Raw genomic sequence first — 19,201 nt, forward strand, 5'->3', positions numbered from 1 at the left:
TCCAAAAAAAAAATTATTCCTGGAGAATTTCAACATCACCGATGTCAAACTGTCTCCGAAGGAGCTGTTTTGCTTTCAGAATGTTCTTGCCTTCCTTACCGATGGCAAGCCCGCGATCATCCTCACGAACCTCGATCTGGGCAACACGGGAATCATCCTCGCCTTCAATCTCTATCGACATGACCTGCGCCGGGAGGAAACAGTTCCTGATAAACTGGATGAGATCGTCAGAGTATTCGACGACCTCGACACGGCGATCAAGTGCTTCTGATGCCTTCCTGATGCTTGCGCCCTTCTTCCCGATTGCAAGGCCCATTTCTCCGGGATTGATGATAAAGATCACCCGGTCATGACGGGCGTCAATGACACAGTCGCGTGCACCCGCACCGGTAAGACTCTCAAACTGAGAGATCAGCCGCATGCAGTCCTCATCCAAGGTTATTTCTGACATAATTCAGGCTCTCTGCAGATTTAGAATATCAGATTCACCAGCTTCAAGGACGGCAAGCGCACTGACGATGAAGTCTTTACCGCACTCCTTACCGAGTTGACGGCCTGAGCCATTGTAATGGTAGACCGCGAGGTTTTCCTGTTCGTCGACGAATTTTTTAAATTCTTCGGGGCAGTTCTTTGCAATGATGACAAGGCGTGCTGTTGATTCTTTTATGCAGGCCTCTGTACTGTTCTGACCGAGCGTGACCGATCCGGTCTTCATTGCTCTGCGTAATGATGTATTGAAATCCATTAGTTTTCACCTGATCGGGTGATCTGTTTCATTGGTTTGACAACCAGCCTGACATCTCCTGTTCCAAGCTGTATGGGCTGGCCGACAATGACGTTCTCTGTCACACCACAGAGTTCATCATGCTCATGTGCGATCGAGGCATCGAGGAGGTGATTCACCGTCACTTCGAATGCTGCACGTGATAAGACACTCTCTTTCTCGCCTGCGATACCGTGGCGGCCAATCTGCTTGACTTCACCCTCCATGCACATCATATCCGCAACAAGCATGATATGACGGACATCGACATTGATACCCTGTTCACGGAGTGTGTGGTTTGCCTCATAGATGATGGCATTCCTGGCAGCCTCGATACCGAGGATGTGCGAGATCTCGTTGATATTATTTGTGCGGGTACGTGTGGTATCCACACCCTCGACCTCGAATACGTCTTTTAGGTTAGACCCCTCAGTATATAGGATATACTCTCCGGACTCTTTCCTGACCACAACACGCCGGATATCATCGATACCCTGGACGATCACATTTCTGACATGTTCTACGAGCTGGAAGAGGTTCTGATAGCTCTCCTGGTCTTTGGGAAGGAAGCGGATGATGCCTTCGGGCTCATTCACCTCAAACTCAAAATCACGGTAGTGTCTTCGTTCGCGGATCTTCGCAGGAGCGCGCTCAAGAATCTCACTGGGTTTGATCCTCCGCTTATCACAGACCGCTTTATTGAGGGTGACAACAACCCGCATATTTTCCATATCAGTGGTAATATCACCAAACTCATGGAGTGGCGAGGCCTCAACATCCCATGAAACCTCACGTGCACGGTCACGGTTTTCACGGTACCCCTCTTCCAGGTAGATCGTCATTGCCGGAGTCGAGGGCTCGCGCCTGGCATCCATAATTTCAATGAGACGGGGCAGACCAAGCGTAACATTGATCTCTGCCACACCTGCATAGTGGAAGGTACGCATCGTCATCTGGGTACCTGGTTCACCTATTGACTGTGCTGCGATGATACCAACCGCCTCGCAGGGTTCAACCCTGGTCTGCTGGTACTCGCGGACAACACGGCCCAGTATCTCATCAAACTGTTCATCGGTGACAGGGGAGCCTTTCTCTTCTTTCTTCAGGAGAAGAGAGATCAGCTGATCATGTGTCCTGACAGGCAGCCTGGCATCATCAATCCTGGTAATCCTGCCCATGATCCTCTCAAAGACCTCTCCTTCAACCTCCCTTTCGGAAACCCAGTCAGAGATAAGCGTGTGGATCGTCTCCGGGAGCGTATACTCTGAGAGCTTCGCGATATAGTCTTCAGACATAACTCAGACCTCCTCCTTGAGGACGCTCTCGACAATTCCTTTGACGTCAACCGGGTCTCCGAATGCACTCTTTGTGGGATCTGTTCCATCCTCACCATACTTGAACTGGATAATTCTGCCTCCTGTTGTCCTGACTGTACCGTCATAGGCGACCTTCAGATCCTGGAGCGCATTGATCAGTCTCCGCTGGAGATACCCGCTCTGCGACGTCCTGACAGCTGTATCGACAAGACCTTCACGGCCACCGATAGCGTGGAAGAAGAACTCGGTTGGCGAGATCCCGCTCTTATATGAGTTCCTGATGAAACCATGCGCTGCAGCACCCTGGTCATACTTCTGGAAGTGGGGAAGTGTCCTTCCCTCATAGCCACGAACAATACGCTCTCCACGAACCGACTGCTGGCCGATACACCCTGCCATCTGGGTCAGGTTCAGCATCGACCCACGGGCACCGGAGACTGCCATGACAACCGCAGAGTTGCTCAGACCAAGGTGACGGCCGGCGATGTCACCGGTCCGATCCCTTGCTTTTCCAAGCACCTGCATAATCTGCATCTCGAGCGTCTCTTCAGCAGTTCTTCCAGGCATTGGCTCAAGCTGACCATTCTGATAGATCCGGATCCGCTTCTCCACATCCATCTCTGCCTCATCAAGCAGATCGCGGATCTGGCCATATTCTGTTCTGCTGAGATCCTCATCATCAATCCCAAAGGAGAATCCAAGGAACATAATACTCCGGATCGAGAGTTTCGTCATATCGTCGATATACTGGCGGGCACGTCCAAGACCCTGCTGCCGGATGATGCGGTTCATGATCGCACCCTCAAACGCACCGACAGATTTCTTGTCAATAGTCCCGGATATCAGATCTCCATCGATAATCCTGACGTATCCATCACGTTCACAGAGCTCCTTTTTACACTCCGGGCAGTTTGTACAGGATGTGGCCCGGTAGACCATATTCAGGCCACGCGGAAGGATCTGTGAGAAGACCTGCTTATTGCTCCAGTACGGCACACCATCCTCAATTTTTCCGGGTTTTGGGAGAAATTCTATCTCAGCATGCTTCAAAAGATAGAGCGTTTCGGCTTTTGTGAGCCAGCGGAGCTGGTGTGAGAGCAGGAAAATGCCCGAGATATGATCGTGGATACCCCCGATGATCGGTCCGCCGAATCGGGGAGAGAGAATATTCTCCTGGACAGCTGTCAGAAGTGCTGCCTCGGCACGTGCCTCTTCAGTCTGGGGCACATGCAGGTTCATCTCGTCCCCGTCAAAGTCTGCATTGTATGGGGGACATACAGCCGGATTCAGCCTGAATGTCCGTTCACCCATCAGCTTTATCCGGTGGGACATAATGCTCATCCGGTGCAGCGACGGCTGACGGTTAAAGAGAACGATGTCACCATCACGGAGCTGCCGATCCACAGTCCAGCCGACCTCGATCATTGAAGCGACCATCTCCCGGTTATCAAGGAGACCGGATCCACCATGGAGACGGAGTCTCCGGTTGTCCGGGCGGATGGCGTAGTTTGCACCGCAGGGATCACGAAGCGTCGGGCGGTCCGGACCCACAAGGACCATGGAACGGAGCTCCTCGATATTCTCCCGTGTCACCCTGATCGGCACCGACATCTCGTTTGCGATTGCAAGAGGGATACCAACCTCCGAGACTGAGAGGTTCGGATCCGGCGAGATGACTGTTCGGGCCGAGAAGTTGACACGTTTTCCTGAGAGCGAACCCCTGAAACGGCCGTCTTTTCCTTTCAGCCTCTGCGAGAGGGTCTTCAGCGGACGGCCTGAGCGGTGGCGGGCAGGCGGGCATCCTGCCACCTCGTTATCCATATAGGTCGTCACATGGTACTGGAGCAGTTCCCAGAGATCCTCGATGATCAGCTGGGGAGCCCCGGCATCCTGGTTCTCCTTGAAACGCTGGTTGATCCTGATGATATCAACAAGCTTGTGGGTGAGATCATCTTCAGACCGCTGTCCGTTCTCAAGGATGATCGATGGGCGCATCGTAACCGGCGGAACAGAAAGAACCGTCAGAATCGTCCATTCAGGGCGGGCAACCGTCGCATCGATCCCAAGAATCCTGAGATCCGAATCGGGAATCCGCTCAAGCCGTGCACGGATATCCGCAGGAGTCAGCTTATGCTCGATCTTCCGTCCATCCTCCACCCACATCTCCATGAAGGTGGTCGGCTTCTCGAAGTTCACTTTCAGCTGCTGCTCCTCACAATGCGGGCATATCCGCTCTTTCTTGATATCCTTCTCAGAGACGATCTCGGCAGAAAAGGGATCTTCGCCAAGGGCAGTGAATTTGTCTATCTCATTTGGTTCAAGAAGAAGCCGTCCGCAGCCACGGCAGGTGACACGGAGAAGCTTCCTGACAAGCCGGGTGTATCCAACGTGAATGACCGGCTTGGCCAGATCGATATGGCCGAAGTGGCCGGGGCAGTCACCGGACTTCTGTCCGCAGGTTCTGCACCTGAGACCGGGATCGATGACACCAAGGCTTGGATCCATCAGGCCCTTGCTGTAGGGGAAGCCGTCATCATCATAGGTGTCCGGCCAGATGACCTTGCATACACTCATTTTTCTGACATCTTTCGGTGAAAGAAGGCCAAAATCTAATTTTCCTATTCGTTTTGGACTTGGCATTGTATGGTCACCTCAGACAATATCCTCAAGCTTCAGCCGTGGGGCAATACCCATGCTGATCATCTCATCCAGCAGGAGCTTGAAGGCATAGCTCATCTCCACCTCGTAGATGTCGGTCTCGGCATCACAGGCAAGACAGGACGTCACTTTCCTCTTTGCATCGTACATCGCAATCATACCGCACTGTGCACAGACCCACTCCTTCACAGCGTCAGATTCATCAAGAAGACGCTCTTTTAAGGCCATTGCCGCACCGTGACCGATCATGACGTCACGCTCCATCTCACCGAACCGGAGACCACCTTCCCTGGCACGTCCCTCAGTCGGCTGACGCGTCAGCACCTGGACAGGTCCGCGGGACCTGGCATGCATCTTTGTTGAGACCATGTGGTAGAGCTTCTGGTAATAGATCACACCGATATAGATATCAGCGGCAAACCGCCTGCCGGTGATCCCATCATACATCGCCTCTCTTCCGGTATGGGAGAATCCAAGCTCCTGAAGTTCTTCTCTCAGGGCAAACTCCTTCTCTCCACGGAACGGGGTGGCATCAATTCGCCGCCCCTGAAGGCTCCCGACCTTCCCGCCGATCATCTCGATCATATGGCCGATGGTCATACGGGACGGGATCGCATGGGGGTTGATGACGAGATCCGGAGTTATGCCTTCTGCGGTGAATGGCAGGTTCTCCTGGGGGGCAATCAGGCCGATAATCCCTTTCTGTCCATGGCGTGATGCAAACTTGTCACCAATCTCAGGCACTCTCAGGTCACGGGTTCTGACCTTGACCAGGCGGGACGAGTTCTCTCCTTCGGTCAGGATGACGGTATCTACAATACCGTGTTCATTGCTCCGCATCGTCACTGATGTATCACGCCGCTTCTCAACGGCGATCAGTTCAGCTGTCGGCTCTTCAAGGAACCGTGGGGGCGAAGTCTTCCCGATAAGGACAGACTTCTCAGATACAATCGTTTCAGGGGTGATGATGCCATCGGAATCAAGGTTCCGGTATGCCTCCTCACCATGCGAGCCGGATACTTCCTCATCGGGAATCTCGATCCTGTCGATCTGGCCTCCCGGGTACCGGCGTTCCTCACCTTCATAGGTTCTGAAGAAGTGCGATCTGCCAAGTCCCCGTTCAATGGAGGCCTTATTGAAGATGAGTGCATCCTCGATATTGTATCCTTCATAACTGAGGATGGCAACAACCAGGTTGTACCCCTGCGGCCGCTCTTCGGATCCGATCAGTTCAGCTGCCTGGGTTTTCACAAGCGGCTTCTGCCCGTAATGGAGCATATGGCCGCGGGTATCAGGCCTGAGTTTCATATTGGCCTGGGCAAAGCCGAGTGCCTGTTTGACCATGCCTGCCCCCATCGTGACACGTGGAGATGCATTATGTTCCGGGAACGGGACATGCGCAGATCCGATACCAAGGATCAGCTGGGGATCAAGCTCCAGATGGGTATGTTCAGGAGTGATCTCCTCCTCTGAGATGGCAATATAGAGATCATCCTCTTCCTCTGCATCAACATACACAACCTTTCCCTGAACAACGAGATCATGAAATGTATATTCACCGCTTTTAACCCGGGTGAGATCATCGTCAGTTATGAGAGTCTGACCACTTTTAAGGACCACAAGCGGCCTGCGTGCACGTCCGCGGTCAGTATTGATGACAACTTCGTTGCTGTATTCCTTGTAGGAGACATTGATCTCCGGCGACAGTTCGCCCCGCTGCCTGAGAGCGCGGATCCGCTCGGTAAGAGCCAATGGATCGTCAGTGACGCCGATGAGGGCTCCGTCAACGAAGATACGGCTTTTTGCGATCATCGCAGTTCACCCCTGAGCGGTTCCACACCGATGCCGAAGAGTATGTTTTTAACCTCCTCGTCATCGTCGATTCCTTTACTCACCTCAACAAGCTGGGCAAAGTTCTTCACAAGACCACAGTTTGGACCCTCAGGGGTCTCTGACGGGCAGATCCTTCCCCACTGGGTCGGGTGCAGATCACGCGCCTCGAAGTGGGGTTGTGACCTGGATAACGGGGATATCACCCTCCTCAGATGAGATATAACCGACATATGATCAACCCGGTCAAGAAGCTGCGAGACACCGGTTCGCCCGCCAACCCAGTTGCCTGTTGCAAGAGGGTGGAGAAGCCGCTCAGTCAGGACATCAGCCCTGACAGCAGTCTGGATAGAGAGGTCACGGTGACGCATGCTGGCACGTTCGAGCTGGTACTTGACATCCCGTGTAAGACGATTGAGGGAGATCCTGAAGAGATCCTCCATCAGGTCACCCGCAAGTTTCAGCCTCTTGTTTGAGTAGTGATCCTTGTCATCGATTCGTCGTTTCTTCAAGGCAAGGTGGAAACAGGCTTCAGCCATGCGGCCGAGGAAATGCGCCTTGGCAAGGCGGACACTCACAACCATCTCTTCATAGCCCGGATCCCCTTCTTTTACAGAAGGAGAGATGAGATAGTTCAGGTGGGGGAGGAGATAGTTATCAAGCACAAACTCGGCCCGTTTTCTCTGGTACTCTTTTGTCTGGTTCGGTGCAAGCTTCTTCCCGACATACATCACGCCTTCATCAACTGTGCTGCATTCAGCAGCTTCCAGATTCTGCATCATGTAGGTGAGAATATCCTCATCAAGAGAGACTGCTGTGACAATATCAGAGTCAGTCTCAAGCCCGAGTGCACGCATCAGGTCAGAAAATCTCAGGTTGCCAGCGACAGATGGAAACGATACGTCAAGAAGATTCTTCTTATTCTTCTCAACAACAACAAGGGCCCGGTATCCCCGGTACTGCGAAAAGACCTTTGAGACATGGATCTGCTCGTTATACCGTTCGGTATATTCGGTCATGATCTTGTTGGATGCAAGATCCTCAAGAGTCATCAGCACGCGCTCGGTTCCGTTCACGATGAAGTAACCGCCTGAATCGAGGCGGTCCTCGCCCCGCGTCACGCGCTCCTCATCGGAGAGGCCGTGGAGGTTGCAGGCGGCTGAGCCGATCATAATTGGCAGTTGCCCAATCGTCGTCTCAATCGGATCATACCGGACGTCGCCCTGGCAGAGTGTCATCTCCAGGATCATCGGCGCGGTGTAATTGAGGTTTCGAAGACGCGATTCAGTGGGAAAAAGCTCACTCTGGGATCCGTCTGCTTCGCGGACAATCGGCTTCTCAACCCTGATTTTTCCGAGTTCAACCCAGACAGGTTCTGAATTCTTACCCCTGTGTTCAATATCCGTCTCTATGACGCGCTGCTCGTTGACGACCTTTTGAAGGTTGAATTCTAAAAAGTTGTTGAAGGATTCGAACTGGTGACGTGCAACATGGTCTTTTGAAAAATATGCCTGCGATAATACGCTACGATCAATCAGATGGATCATCTCCGATTTATTTCTTAGGTCTTCTCACGACAAGGCGAAACGCATCTGCTTCGCCTGCAGTATGGCTTTTACGGGTAATGCGGATGACGTTGCCTGGAACCGCTTCGATAGCTTTAACAAGGGGGTCGTCATGATATATTTTTGGCAACTGCTCCATTGTGATCGTATAGTCAGAAAGGAGGGTCCGCAAACCTTCATCGTCCATGATCTGATGCTTTGGCACCATATCATGCATCAGAACATCTAACCTGGTGCCCATCAATAATTGCCTCTTTTAAATAGTGTTGAATAGGATGCTGTTCAGAGATCTCATCGTTTGGGAAAACCACAGTTTCGACCGTGGAAACGGGCCCGGAGGGATTTGAACCCCCGGCCACCTGGTTAAAAGCCAGGCGCTCTACCTAACTGAGCTACGGACCCATCGGCCTACGAAACCTAGCATTATTAAAATGCAGGACGGACTTAAATAGCTTACCATTTTGATAGAGAACACACCCCCTTTTCACCCCGCATCATCATGCCCGCCATGGGATCACCGTCTGAAGTTGATTCACTCATGACAATATACCGGCATCCTTTTTGGGATACAATGTGAAAAGGTATATACTTCTCAAAAGCGGTTGAAGAGATGATGGATCACCACAGTCATCCAAGCCCCATGATGAAAACGGTCATGGGTATCATCTCACGCTGCACACTTCTCATTTATGCACTCATCGCACTGCTGCTGATAGTAATCGCCTTTCTGACATTTTTTGATGCAGTCTACCTGATATTGCACCTCTTCTCTGAACCGGATTTAATCAGCGGGATTATGGACGTGCTGCATGTACTGCTCCTGACGATCATTGTTGTTGAGGTTCTGGAGACGGTCATCGGGTACTTACGGACCAGCAGGATCATGGTACGGCCCATTTTAATAGCCGGTCTGACAGCAATGGTGAGGAAAGTCCTGATTCTGACAGCAGAGGATATTCAGGCATCCGAGATGATCTGGATCATTGGAATGATTGCAGTGCTGACACTGGCAATCTATGTTGCCGGAAAAAGCGAGTTGGAAAACACCGCACGATGAGCTGGGAAAAAAGGTAAAAAACAGCATGGAGGGTGAAAGAGAGGACGTATCAAAGCCCAAGCTGGGTGCGGAGCTGTTCCAGGCGTGATTCCTGAATGCCAAGGCCCTTCTTCATACTTTGAATCGCATTTTCTATCTTTTCAAAGCTCCCGTCTCTTTTGTCCCTGAGGGAGTAAGTGGTCTCAAGTATCCTGATGAGCCGCTTATTCACATCAACACTCTTGACGAGGCGCGCATATTCTGCGACAAGCACAGAGTTTGCGCCGCGTTCCGAGGCAAGCTCCACCGCCTCCTCGATCTCACGCTTCCGCTTCAGTACATGTTCAATTGCATCATAGAGTTCGCTATGCGTGAACGGCTTGATGATATAATCCTCGATATACATCCCATACTCTTTTGCCTCATCGGGCGTGAGCTGTTTTGCGGTCAGCATCAAAACAGGTATATCACGGGTCTTTGGATTGAATTTGATCTGTTCAAGTGCTTCCCATCCATCCATCGGCTCCATCATGATATCGAGGAGGATCAGATCAGGTGTGATATCTTCAAGAAGAGCAAGGCCTTCCTCACCGCTGCCTGCCGAATATGTCGTATAGCCACCACGCTTTAACATGGTTACAAAGACTTCGACTATCCCCGGATTGTCATCTACCACAAGAACTGTTGCTGTCATCAGAGAGCTCCTCCGATACGCTCTCCAATCTCCTGAAGTCTGGAAGAAATATCAGTCATATCGGCTTCTTCATCAACGATTCCTGCAATCAGAAGTCTCGGTCCTGCTCCAACAACAAGTATGGACTGGCGGCTCCCCCTGACCATCACATATGCCGGAGATTCAATATTCACAACAGATGAGGCGGCTTCTGATGAGGCATACAGCGTGGCACACATTGCCCCAAACGACTGGGCAGCTAATGAGTCTTCAAATGTTTTTCCAATAAGTATTCCATCATTTGAGACAAGTGCGCACTCACCGACACCGGGAACTGCCCTGATTTCATCGATAAACTGACGCACTTTCTCTTTAAGCGAACCTGATGCTGTCATATCCCATATTCTCCAGACCTTTTCAGGCATCTGTTACTAGTCGTTTCCTGGCAGTTTTGATCTGAATCTTCTTCCAGTTAATCCCCGGATGGTGGAGTACCATGACAGAGTTGAATTGACAGGAGTGAAATTTCAGAGTTGATCAGTTGTTGATTGATTGTCTGTATAAATACATTTTCCCATTTCTCCCTGGGAATGTGGCAGCCCCGTTTGTTTCAGGAGCATCCAGCGCAGGCTCCATGACGCCATCACCAGCAAAAAGCAAACTAGATAAGGAATACTATCGAATAAACTAAGGCTGGGGCCATAGGGTAGCCTGGCCATCCTAGGAGACTGGGGGTCTTCTGACCTGCGTTCAAATCGCAGTGGCCCCATTCAACTCTTTCTTTGTGAAAAGGTAGATCATATGAGAATCACCAATGAATGTCAGGATTGTCTCCTTTCCCGTGTCCGGTTTGAAGCGGAGCTCGTAACCGGGGATCAGAGGCTTATTGATGAAGCCATTGAAGCAGCCAGGCAGCTCCTGACAGATCTCTTTGATGACGATGTCCCGGCACCTGTTATCGCAAGTGCCGTTCACCGGTGCTGTTACAGGATAGTCGGATCAGATGATCCATACCGGTCACTCAAATACAACGACACCCTGACTGCACGTGATGTCCAGACAAAGGTTATGCCGTTGATCAATGATTTTCATTCGGCTGTTATCGCCGCCACAATCGGCAACGCAATAGATTACGGGGTAGCAGGACATTCGGTAGCAGAAGATTTTGTCGGGTATTTCAGGGATGAATTCGAGACAGGACTCTATCATGATGATACAGCAGGGATAGAGAGCCTCGCCCGCCGTGTCGTCTACTTCACCGATAACACCGGGGAGATACTCTTTGACAGAATCCTGATCGAGGAGCTGAAGAACCTCGGGGCATATGTGACGGTTGCCGTGAAGGAGAGCCCGATGTTAAATGACGCAACGCTCAAAGAGGCCCGTGATGCCGGAATCGAGGAGGTTGCAGACCACCTGACGACAACCGGCGGGGGAGCAGAGCTCGGCGTCAATCTCGATCTGATACCACCCGATCTCGCAGAGGCCCTGAAGTCTGCGACCCTGGTCATCTCAAAGGGACTTGCAAATTACGAGTCGCTGTCACACTATACCGGCCTTCCCCCGGTTGCCTGCCTGATGATGGTGAAGTGTGATCCGATTGCCCGCGATCTTGATGTTCCAAAAGGTGTAAAGATCGCAAAGCTCCTCAGATGAAACCTGGTGGGTAAGGATTATCCCCACTCAATTCTATCTAAGTATATGGTGCTTGAGACAAACCTGTACTATGCCCTGATTGTCATTGGCGCACTGCTGATCCTGTATGAAGCCATTAATCCGGGCTTTTTTGCTGCGGTCCCGGGAACAACGATGATTGTTCTTGGAATCATGTTTATGATGGGCATTGATGTCTTCGGCAGTGTCTGGGGGATGGTAATAGGTGTTGCTTCGGCCCTGATTGCTGCAAGCCTCTCAGTATTGCTGTACCGTCGCCTCTCCCCTGAACAGCTTCCAACAACAATGAGCAGGGATTCTTTAATTGGAAAAACCGGCAGAGTTGTTCGGGAAGTCAGATCTGACGATCTGACAGGGAAGGTTTCTGTCTCAGGTGTTGAGTGGAGTGCAAAATCAGCAGACGGCACCATCGCTCCGGGCACCACCGTCACAATCGTGGATGCTGCGGGAGTGCATATCATTGTAGAGGAGGTATAAATTCTATGGTTCTTGTAGACAATCTGGTTACCTTTACCCTTATTCTGGTTATCGTTTTCATTTTTGCCCGTGGTGTTGTCATTGTTCAGCCATACCAGCAGGGGCTTACCATCCGTCTTGGAACATATACAGGACGGATGAATCCCGGCTTCAGGTGGATTGTCCCATTCATCACCGAAGTGATCAAGATGGATCTCCGGACACAGGTGATCGATGTCCCGTCACAGGAAGTGATCACCAAAGACAACTCGCCAACAAATGTTGATGCCATCATCTATGTCAGGGTAATGGACCCGGAGAAGGCATATTTTGAGGTCTCTGCATACAAGTCTGCAACTGTGGCACTCGCACAGACGAGTCTTCGTGGTATCATCGGCGATATGGAGCTTGATGAGGTTCTGTATAACCGTGACCTGATCAACACAAAACTCCGTGACATGCTTGACCGCGAAACCGACCAGTGGGGCGTCAAGGTTGAGCGTGTCGAGATTAAGGAGGTCGATCCAATCGGTGCAGTCAAGCAGGCGATGACCGAGCAGACGTCAGCCGAGCGTGAGCGGCGTGCCGCAATCCTCAGGGCTGACGGAGAGAAGCGCGCTGCAATCCTTCAGGCAGAAGGTGTCCGCCAGAGTATGATCCTTGAGGCTGAGGGAGAGCGGCAGAGTAAGATTCTCAGGGCAGAAGGAGAGAGGCAGGGGAAGATCCTGATGTCCCAGGGAGAAGCCCAGGGCCTTCGGATACTGGCTCTTGGATCCCGGCCGCTTGACAAGCGTGCAATCACCGTCCTCTCGCTTGAAACACTCAAGAAGATGAGTGAAGGCGAGGCAACCAAGATTGTCCTGCCATTTGAAATATCAAGCCTCATCAAGCAGAGTGCACAGTTCCTTGGTGCAACAGAGGACTTCTCGGATGTTGATACAAAAGACCTGATGGAACTCTCTGAGGATATACTCGGTGAAATGCCAAGTGGTGGCGAGGTTGTCAGTACGGCAAAAGAGATCGTCAAAGATATCGAATCCACAGTTGACACAGCAGACATGAAGATAATGTCAAAAGATAAGCTGGAGTGATTCATACACTTTTTTTCCTATTTTCCTTTTTACACCCGATCAAGTCCATCCTGCATACCTGTTGCCCGTATTGGCATCATGAGCGTTTTTTCTACAGACGACCACAATCTCTTTCTCCAATAGAACCCTTCAGTTCCACATACGAGAGGGGGTACTTTCATCAATGACAGCGACGATTCGTGAACTGAAACCAGAGGATTTCCACCTTGCTGAAACCCTCTGGCTGGAATATCGTGGCCAGAAGGCAGATCCAAAGAACGAGCGGATTTTTGGTATATTCAATGATACAGAACTCCAAGCAACGGCACGCTGCACCCGCCATCCGGCGGGTCTTGAGATGGACTGTGTCTTTACCCCGGAGAAGCACCGGGGAAAAGGATATGCCCGTATGGCTGTCCAGGCTCTTCTTGACGCCTGCGGTGCGGAGACGATATACATCCACTCGACGCTTCCCCTAATCACATTCTATACGTCCCTTGGTTTTCAAAGGATAGAAGAGAGAAAGATGCCTGAGACGATACGTGACCGTTTCATCTTCTGTTTTGGAGAGATGGAAGGCTGCAACGCCATACCGATGGTCAGGCCGGGCGTAAAAAAATAGAGAAGGGTATCAGCTCCATTCAGAGATGGAAGAGATAGGGGAGGATGAGCGGGGAGAGGAGCATAAAGAGGACTGCCCACGATACAGAGACGACAATCCTGTCAACATACTTCACAAGCCCAAGCTTATCCAGGAAGCGGGTTAATCCTTCCCTGAGAATATGGCCGCCATCCAGGGGGAGCATCGGGAGGGCATTGAAGATACCAACCATGATATTGATCCATCCAAGCCAGAAGAGGAGATGGATAACCGGCCAGAACCCGTCAAAGGGAACCTGAAGATACGTACTCTCGACAGTCTCATAGGGTATCACCCTGAGGAATTCAGCTCCGGGAACAATATTGAGCGGTGCAATAAGCAGGTAGAGCATCCCTTCCGGCGAGGCCAGGTTCTCAAAGACCATGACGACCCGTTCACTGTCATAGTAGGAGACACCCATGAACCCTGAACTGATCTCATCTCCCGTGGCAAGCTCATCAGGCCACTCGGAGAGGGTCAGGGTTCGTTCAATCAATGTATTGTCTTTCTCAACCACAAGCGTGATCGAGTCGCCGGGAGCAGTCCCTGCAAGTAAAGCCGTCACCTCATCCCGTGAAGCAACAGGTGTGCCATCCACCATCGTGATGATGGATGGATAGGGAAGGTCTGCTTCCCATGCAGGGTAGTCCTGATAGACGCCGGTCACGACCGGCACCGGTGAAGGCGCAACCATCCCAAGAAGCAGTACGAGGGCAATGAAACAGGCAAGACCAATTGTGAGATTGTTTGCTATGCCTGCACCAAACATACGCATCTTCGCCATTCCATGCGTCCTGTCGAGATCCTCTTCATCTGGCTCGACAAATGCTCCAATCGGAATGACGGCAAGCAATAATCCGGTGCTTTTCACTGCAATCCCCTCTATTCTGCAGAGGATACCATGACCAAACTCATGGATTGCAATCGTCAGGACAAGTGCTGTCCAGACAGCAAAGCTTGATGGTATAAATTCATTCACGCCGGGGATAAGCAGGATATTCTGCGGCTTCTGAAAGTCTGTTGGTTCAGGCTGGGTGAGCAGGGTGATCTCTGTTGTTCTGATCAGAAGATAGGTCATCAGTCCCGAGATGAAGACGACCATCAGGACGCCGATTGTCCCATATACCCTGAAAAACCCGCTCAATGATTTGAAGTGGTCAAAAAAACGGACATTCTCGGTCCTGATAGCCATGATTGGACCAAAGAACGAAACGTTCTCTGGGAATAACCCGTTTCTCCTGATTACAGCCGCAGCTAAAGCATAGATTCCGATGGCAAGAAGAACCGGATAGTACCATTCCATTCATATAGTATTTGTTGTATCACTTCATAACAGTGATGCCCGGGTACCTTCCTGCCTGATCCGGGAGGGTTTCCCGGCAAATGCTGACAATGTTGGTTCAGGTACCGGTTCAAAAGTCGAAAAGGTTCGACTGATTCCGGTTCGAGAGGAGAGCAGATACCGTCTTCCAGCGTGATCGTGAACAGGGCGGGGCAACGCCGTGTTCACGGATATATTCCTTCAAAAAGTGTATTGTCAACGTATCTGAAGGGTACCCGCTCCCGATATCGCCATATTCCTCTGATAGTTCGTCTATTGCACGGTCACGAAGCACTTTTGCGATGATGCTCGCAGCAGCAACAATCCTGTGAGCGCTATCTGCCCGGTGTTCAGATATCACAGCACAGGGCGTTTTCAGCAGCTGCGACACCGTCCTGCCAAATCTCTCTGCATTGACATCGCATGCATCAAGGTATGCAGATGAGGAGGTCGGGTTCTCAGGGTGGGGGAGTCCGTCAAGAGAGGCTGCATGTGCCCGGGCAACAACCATGTTCATTGATTCGCGTGCAAGAAGGGAGTCGATCTCATGGGGTTGTAGAACAACCGCATGATAGCAGCAGACATCCTCGAGAAGGAGAAACATCTCTTCACGTCTCTCTCGTGAAAGGGTTTTTGAGTCCCGCACACCAGTATCCAGAAGGAGGGAGAGATCCAAAATCCCGACTGCTGCTGTCACCATCGGCCCAAGGACTGCACCTTTTCCTGCCTCATCCACACCATAGAACATGCAAATAAGAGATCACTCCGCAAGGTATTTCAATACCTGCATTGGTAAATCCGTATATGTACATCATCGTGGTGGGACTTGGCGGGATCGGGAGAAGCCTGGCGGCGACTGCCGGGGATAACGGTGACAGCGTTGTGGTTATAGATAAAAATGAAGAGCGTTGTGCAGATATTCTTGAAGAGTACGATCTCCTCGCCATCACCGGGAATGCCACTGATAAAACAATTCTCGAGGATGCCGGGATTGATCGTGCCGACGCGCTTGTCGCCACCACAAGCGATGATGCAGCTAACCTGATGACATGCTGGCTTGCAAAACGGTATGCTGTTTCAAATGTCGTCTCTATCGTCAACCAGACAGAGCATTCCGAACTCTTCAAGGAGGTTGGTGTCCGGATAAGCGAAAACCCCGACGAGATCGTGGCACGATCGCTCTATACCTGGGCCGAGAACCCAAATACCCAGGCTCTCGCCTCAATCCCCGGCGGCGGCATCTTTGAGATTACAGTGGATGCAGGCTCTTCTGGTGCTGACCGGCCGATCCACGAATTTGAAGTAAAAGACTACATTTTTATTGCGATTCACCGTGGCGGGGAGCTCATCATCCCACGGGGCGACACGGTGATACTTCCTGAGGATACCATCACAGTCTTCTCAAAGAAGGATGCCGAGATGAAGATTCTCCGCTACTTAAACAACCAGTTCAGAAAAGGATGAACGTGAGGGATCTTCATCCCATCCCTTTCGTTCAGAGAAATGCCTTGAGATGCCTGAGATCAAAGATAAGAGAGGGGTTGGCTTTGATAAGCTCTTTGATAAGGGATAGCGTGCTGAATTCAGCGAGATGGATTTTTGCCACCGAATGAACAATCGCATTCAGCTTCTCATCACTGAGTTTGACAAAGACCTCCTTGACCGCATAATTGCGCTCAAGTGTTTTCCCCATCTTTGATTCCCGCCACTCCGTATCATACGGCATGAGTGCAGCTTTGCTCGTATCGCCATTTTCAAGCGCTGATAACGCAGTTTCTGCAGCAAGCCGTCCGGTATACATCGCATTGTAGATGCCGCCACCGGTGATTGGATCTGACACCCTGGCCGCATCGCCGACGATGAGCATATTATCTGCAACCGTGCTGGCAAGCGGCCTGCAGACCGAGACACCACCGATGACCAGTTCGATTGTTTTCCCATCCGGGAAGTTTTTGGAGACAAAGCGGTCGAGATAGTCCTTTGCACGGTGGCCATCCCCGCTCTTTCCGCCACCAATACCAAGACCGACATTTGCTGTCCCGTCACCTTTTGGAAAGATCCAGGCATACCCGGCAGGAGCAACCTCATTTCCAAGATAAAACGATGTCGTGGCAGCGTCGATATCAATACCTGTCATCAGGTACTGTGCACAGGTCTCAATCTCGTTGAGGGGAACAGTTGTATCAATCCCTGCCCATTTTGCAAACTTTGATTCGACCCCGTCTGCTGCAACAACAACATCGGCTTCGACATCATATATTTTGCCATGCTGCTCAACAACCGCGCCGCCAACCGCACCATCTTTCATGATCGGAGCAGATGCCCGTGCCTTCATGTATATTTCCGCACCCGCCTCGGCAGCTTTCCAGATAAGTTCGCGATCAAAGACTTTCCGGTCAAGGACATAGCCGACTTCATTCCCGGACATGCTCGGCTCAAGGAGCATCGAGAACCCATCCGGAGCAACAAGCTTTGCCTTTTCGATATCCGAGGAGATCCATTTCGGATCAGGGGGAAGAAAATCATTCAGGAGTTCTTTTCCGATACCCTCAGCGCAACGGACAGGAACACCGATGGCGGGTCTCTTCTCGACGAGGCAGACCGAAAGGCCTTGTTTAGCAGCAGTCTCTGCGGCTAATGCACCCCCCGGACCCCCGCCGACAACCAGCATATCGTACTTCCGCTTCATTCCTCTGCAACCTCCAGAGCACCAAGCGGACATACCCTCTCACAGATGCCACATTCAATGCAGGCAGAATCAACCTCAAGATAGGCGTCGATCAGCTCAAGGGCACCTTCCGGACATACGGATACACATGCTCCGCAATATCCGCAGATATCCCGTCGTATTGTCAGCATTGCCAGAATATTGGATCAGATAAAGGTTTAATGATATTGTTTTGTAACCCGGATCGGCAGCAGATGCAGCAGTGCTCATTTCATTCCTGGAGATTTGCCGGCTTTGGGAGAGATACCCAAGAACTATTAAGAAATCCAGCTAATATTTTTGAACAGCAGGGAGAACCAGACCGGCCTGATGATGTACCATGACGACAAGTGAGCTGAAAGGCGGCCCGACACAGCCGGAAATCTGTGCGGTCGCAGTGGATAAGCTGGGTGTGCAGAAGAGCGATATCGCAGTTGATATCGGTTGTGGAACCGGTACCGTGAGTATTGCGCTTGCAGAGCGGGCAGAGCATGTATACGCAATTGACATCCGCGAAGAGGCGATCAGGGTTGCACAAAATGCCATTCTGACGGGCGGATGCAGCAATATCACTTTGGTATTGGGAAATGCAACGGAATTTCTCGAGGATCTCGATGAGGATGAGATAATCGATGTTGCATTTATCGGCGGCACACAGGATCTTGAAACCGTGCTTTTGGCCCTGGTTGAACGGAGAGTCCGCTCAATAGTTGTCAATGCCGTGCTCCTTGAAACCGCAGTGCTTGCAATCTCCACGATGAAGAGGCTTGGCATATTCTCAGAAGCCGTTCATCTCCAGGTTTCACGGGCCCATGATCTCAATGGAAAGACGATCTTCAAGCCCATAAACCCAATTTATATCATTACAGGAAGGTGCCGCTGATGCTGACTGCAGTCGGCCTTGGACCCGGGGATCCGGAGCTGCTCACATTGAAAGCCGTCCGTCTCCTCCGCGAGGCTGACACCGTCTTCGTTCCTGGTGAGATGGCATATACGCTCGTCTCCCCCTACAGAACCGATGCGGTGACGCTCGACTTCCCCATGACGCATGATGAGGCATATATCGAGGAATGCATGGAGGCAAATGCAGGTGCAATTGCACCGTCTGCACTTCATGGAAGGGCAGTCTTTGGGATCATCGGGGATCCGAACTTCTTCTCCACCTTCTCCCGCGTCACAGCGATCCTGAAGAGGGACTATCCCGACATTCAGATCGATTCGGTTCCCGGGATCAGCTCCATCACGGCGTTTCCTTCCATCGCTGGCATCCCCATCCAGAAGAGTTTCGCGGTTTCTGATGGATCTGAACCAGATGTCCTGATCAGGCTGAAGGTCCGGAAACCACAAGAGGAGGCAGAACACCTGAAACGAGAGGGATACTCCGAATTTATGCTTGTTGAGCGGATGTATATGGAAGGGATGGCAGTCTTTTCCGGGGATTCCCTTCCCCCGACGAGCAGTTATTTCAGCATAATGTATGCGAGGAGGTAAG

21 protein-coding genes and 2 tRNA genes are annotated in these 19,201 nt (G+C 51.3%); 9 read left to right on the forward strand and 14 right to left on the reverse strand.

What is annotated here, in order from left to right:
- Window positions 1-13 precede the first annotated feature (13 nt).
- From ABCO64_RS00405 to ABCO64_RS00440, 8 genes are all read right to left on the reverse strand, one after another.
- Window positions 14-451 carry a NusA-like transcription termination signal-binding factor gene (locus tag ABCO64_RS00405; RefSeq protein ID WP_253458421.1) on the reverse strand — a complete coding sequence of 146 codons (438 nt, stop codon included), beginning with the start codon at window positions 449-451 and terminating at the stop codon, window positions 14-16.
- A gap of 3 nt (window positions 452-454) precedes the next feature.
- Window positions 455-745: a 50S ribosomal protein L30e gene (locus tag ABCO64_RS00410; RefSeq protein WP_253458424.1), complete on the reverse strand. Its 291-nt coding sequence runs from the start codon at window positions 743-745 to the stop codon at window positions 455-457.
- Window positions 745-2,058, reverse strand: coding sequence for a DNA-directed RNA polymerase subunit A'' (rpoA2, locus tag ABCO64_RS00415; RefSeq protein ID WP_371922857.1), 1,314 nt, complete (start codon window positions 2,056-2,058; stop codon window positions 745-747). Before rpoA2 ends, ABCO64_RS00410 begins: the two co-directional genes overlap by 1 nt.
- A gap of 3 nt (window positions 2,059-2,061) precedes the next feature.
- Entirely contained in the window at window positions 2,062-4,719 is a 2,658-nt protein-coding gene (locus tag ABCO64_RS00420; RefSeq protein ID WP_253458427.1) for a DNA-directed RNA polymerase subunit A', read from the reverse strand.
- Window positions 4,720-4,731: 12 nt separating this feature from the next.
- Window positions 4,732-6,546: a DNA-directed RNA polymerase subunit B gene (gene rpoB / locus ABCO64_RS00425; protein ID WP_253458600.1), complete on the reverse strand. Its 1,815-nt coding sequence runs from the start codon at window positions 6,544-6,546 to the stop codon at window positions 4,732-4,734.
- A complete protein-coding gene (locus tag ABCO64_RS00430; RefSeq protein WP_253458430.1) occupies window positions 6,546-8,114 on the reverse strand; it encodes a DNA-directed RNA polymerase subunit B'' in 1,569 nt (522 codons plus the stop codon). The genes rpoB and ABCO64_RS00430 overlap by 1 nt, the downstream gene beginning before the upstream one ends.
- A gap of 7 nt (window positions 8,115-8,121) precedes the next feature.
- Window positions 8,122-8,373 (reverse strand): DNA-directed RNA polymerase subunit H, encoded by a 252-nt coding sequence (locus ABCO64_RS00435; protein ID WP_253458432.1) that lies wholly within the window; start codon window positions 8,371-8,373, stop codon window positions 8,122-8,124.
- A gap of 87 nt (window positions 8,374-8,460) precedes the next feature.
- A tRNA-Lys gene (locus ABCO64_RS00440) sits at window positions 8,461-8,534 on the reverse strand.
- Between the two features lie 238 nt (window positions 8,535-8,772).
- On the opposite strand from ABCO64_RS00440, the gene ABCO64_RS00445 reads away from it, so the two are divergent.
- A complete protein-coding gene (locus ABCO64_RS00445; protein WP_292615728.1) occupies window positions 8,773-9,189 on the forward strand; it encodes a phosphate-starvation-inducible PsiE family protein in 417 nt (138 codons plus the stop codon).
- Window positions 9,190-9,238: 49 nt separating this feature from the next.
- Here ABCO64_RS00445 and ABCO64_RS00450 read toward each other — a convergent pair whose 3' ends face one another.
- Window positions 9,239-9,862 carry a response regulator gene (locus ABCO64_RS00450; protein WP_343089163.1) on the reverse strand — a complete coding sequence of 208 codons (624 nt, stop codon included), beginning with the start codon at window positions 9,860-9,862 and terminating at the stop codon, window positions 9,239-9,241.
- Window positions 9,862-10,236 carry a roadblock/LC7 domain-containing protein gene (locus ABCO64_RS00455; RefSeq protein ID WP_253458440.1) on the reverse strand — a complete coding sequence of 125 codons (375 nt, stop codon included), beginning with the start codon at window positions 10,234-10,236 and terminating at the stop codon, window positions 9,862-9,864. The genes ABCO64_RS00450 and ABCO64_RS00455 overlap by 1 nt, the downstream gene beginning before the upstream one ends.
- A gap of 300 nt (window positions 10,237-10,536) precedes the next feature.
- On the opposite strand from ABCO64_RS00455, the gene ABCO64_RS00460 reads away from it, so the two are divergent.
- The 5 genes from ABCO64_RS00460 (at window position 10,537) to ABCO64_RS00480 (ending at window position 13,663) form a co-directional block, all read left to right on the forward strand.
- A tRNA-Pro gene (locus ABCO64_RS00460) sits at window positions 10,537-10,610 on the forward strand.
- Between the two features lie 32 nt (window positions 10,611-10,642).
- A complete protein-coding gene (locus tag ABCO64_RS00465; RefSeq protein ID WP_253458443.1) occupies window positions 10,643-11,497 on the forward strand; it encodes a damage-control phosphatase ARMT1 family protein in 855 nt (284 codons plus the stop codon).
- Between the two features lie 45 nt (window positions 11,498-11,542).
- Entirely contained in the window at window positions 11,543-11,992 is a 450-nt protein-coding gene (locus ABCO64_RS00470) for an NfeD family protein (protein ID WP_253458446.1), read from the forward strand.
- A gap of 5 nt (window positions 11,993-11,997) precedes the next feature.
- Window positions 11,998-13,062, forward strand: coding sequence for an SPFH domain-containing protein (locus ABCO64_RS00475; protein ID WP_292615722.1), 1,065 nt, complete (start codon window positions 11,998-12,000; stop codon window positions 13,060-13,062).
- Window positions 13,063-13,225: 163 nt separating this feature from the next.
- Complete coding sequence (locus ABCO64_RS00480; RefSeq protein WP_253458451.1) at window positions 13,226-13,663, forward strand: GNAT family N-acetyltransferase; 438 nt, start codon at window positions 13,226-13,228, stop codon at window positions 13,661-13,663.
- Window positions 13,664-13,682: 19 nt separating this feature from the next.
- Here the strand turns inward: ABCO64_RS00480 and ABCO64_RS00485 are convergent, their stop codons facing one another.
- Entirely contained in the window at window positions 13,683-14,984 is a 1,302-nt protein-coding gene (locus ABCO64_RS00485; RefSeq protein ID WP_253458454.1) for a site-2 protease family protein, read from the reverse strand.
- Window positions 14,985-15,093: 109 nt separating this feature from the next.
- Complete coding sequence (gene rnhB, locus ABCO64_RS00490; protein WP_253458456.1) at window positions 15,094-15,750, reverse strand: ribonuclease HII; 657 nt, start codon at window positions 15,748-15,750, stop codon at window positions 15,094-15,096.
- Window positions 15,751-15,806: 56 nt separating this feature from the next.
- Between rnhB and ABCO64_RS00495 the strand changes: the two genes are divergently transcribed.
- Window positions 15,807-16,466: a potassium channel family protein gene (locus ABCO64_RS00495; RefSeq protein WP_253458459.1), complete on the forward strand. Its 660-nt coding sequence runs from the start codon at window positions 15,807-15,809 to the stop codon at window positions 16,464-16,466.
- 31 nt (window positions 16,467-16,497) lie between these two features.
- On the opposite strand, the gene ABCO64_RS00500 is transcribed toward ABCO64_RS00495, so the two are convergent.
- Both ABCO64_RS00500 and ABCO64_RS00505 read right to left on the reverse strand, forming a co-directional pair.
- The gene (locus tag ABCO64_RS00500) at window positions 16,498-17,691 is read right to left on the reverse strand and encodes an NAD(P)/FAD-dependent oxidoreductase (protein WP_253458462.1); all 1,194 of its coding nucleotides are present in this window, start codon (window positions 17,689-17,691) and stop codon (window positions 16,498-16,500) included.
- Window positions 17,688-17,861 carry a 4Fe-4S binding protein gene (locus tag ABCO64_RS00505; protein ID WP_253458465.1) on the reverse strand — a complete coding sequence of 58 codons (174 nt, stop codon included), beginning with the start codon at window positions 17,859-17,861 and terminating at the stop codon, window positions 17,688-17,690. The genes ABCO64_RS00500 and ABCO64_RS00505 overlap by 4 nt, the downstream gene beginning before the upstream one ends.
- A gap of 188 nt (window positions 17,862-18,049) precedes the next feature.
- Between ABCO64_RS00505 and ABCO64_RS00510 the strand changes: the two genes are divergently transcribed.
- Both ABCO64_RS00510 and ABCO64_RS00515 read left to right on the forward strand, forming a co-directional pair.
- Complete coding sequence (locus tag ABCO64_RS00510; RefSeq protein ID WP_253458468.1) at window positions 18,050-18,592, forward strand: bifunctional cobalt-precorrin-7 (C(5))-methyltransferase/cobalt-precorrin-6B (C(15))-methyltransferase; 543 nt, start codon at window positions 18,050-18,052, stop codon at window positions 18,590-18,592.
- Window positions 18,592-19,200, forward strand: coding sequence for a cobalt-factor II C(20)-methyltransferase (locus tag ABCO64_RS00515; RefSeq protein ID WP_253458471.1), 609 nt, complete (start codon window positions 18,592-18,594; stop codon window positions 19,198-19,200). The genes ABCO64_RS00510 and ABCO64_RS00515 overlap by 1 nt, the downstream gene beginning before the upstream one ends.
- Window position 19,201: the final 1 nt, after the last annotated feature.

Source organism: Methanocalculus natronophilus (genome assembly GCF_038751955.1).
GTDB lineage: Archaea > Halobacteriota > Methanomicrobia > Methanomicrobiales > Methanocorpusculaceae > Methanocalculus > Methanocalculus natronophilus.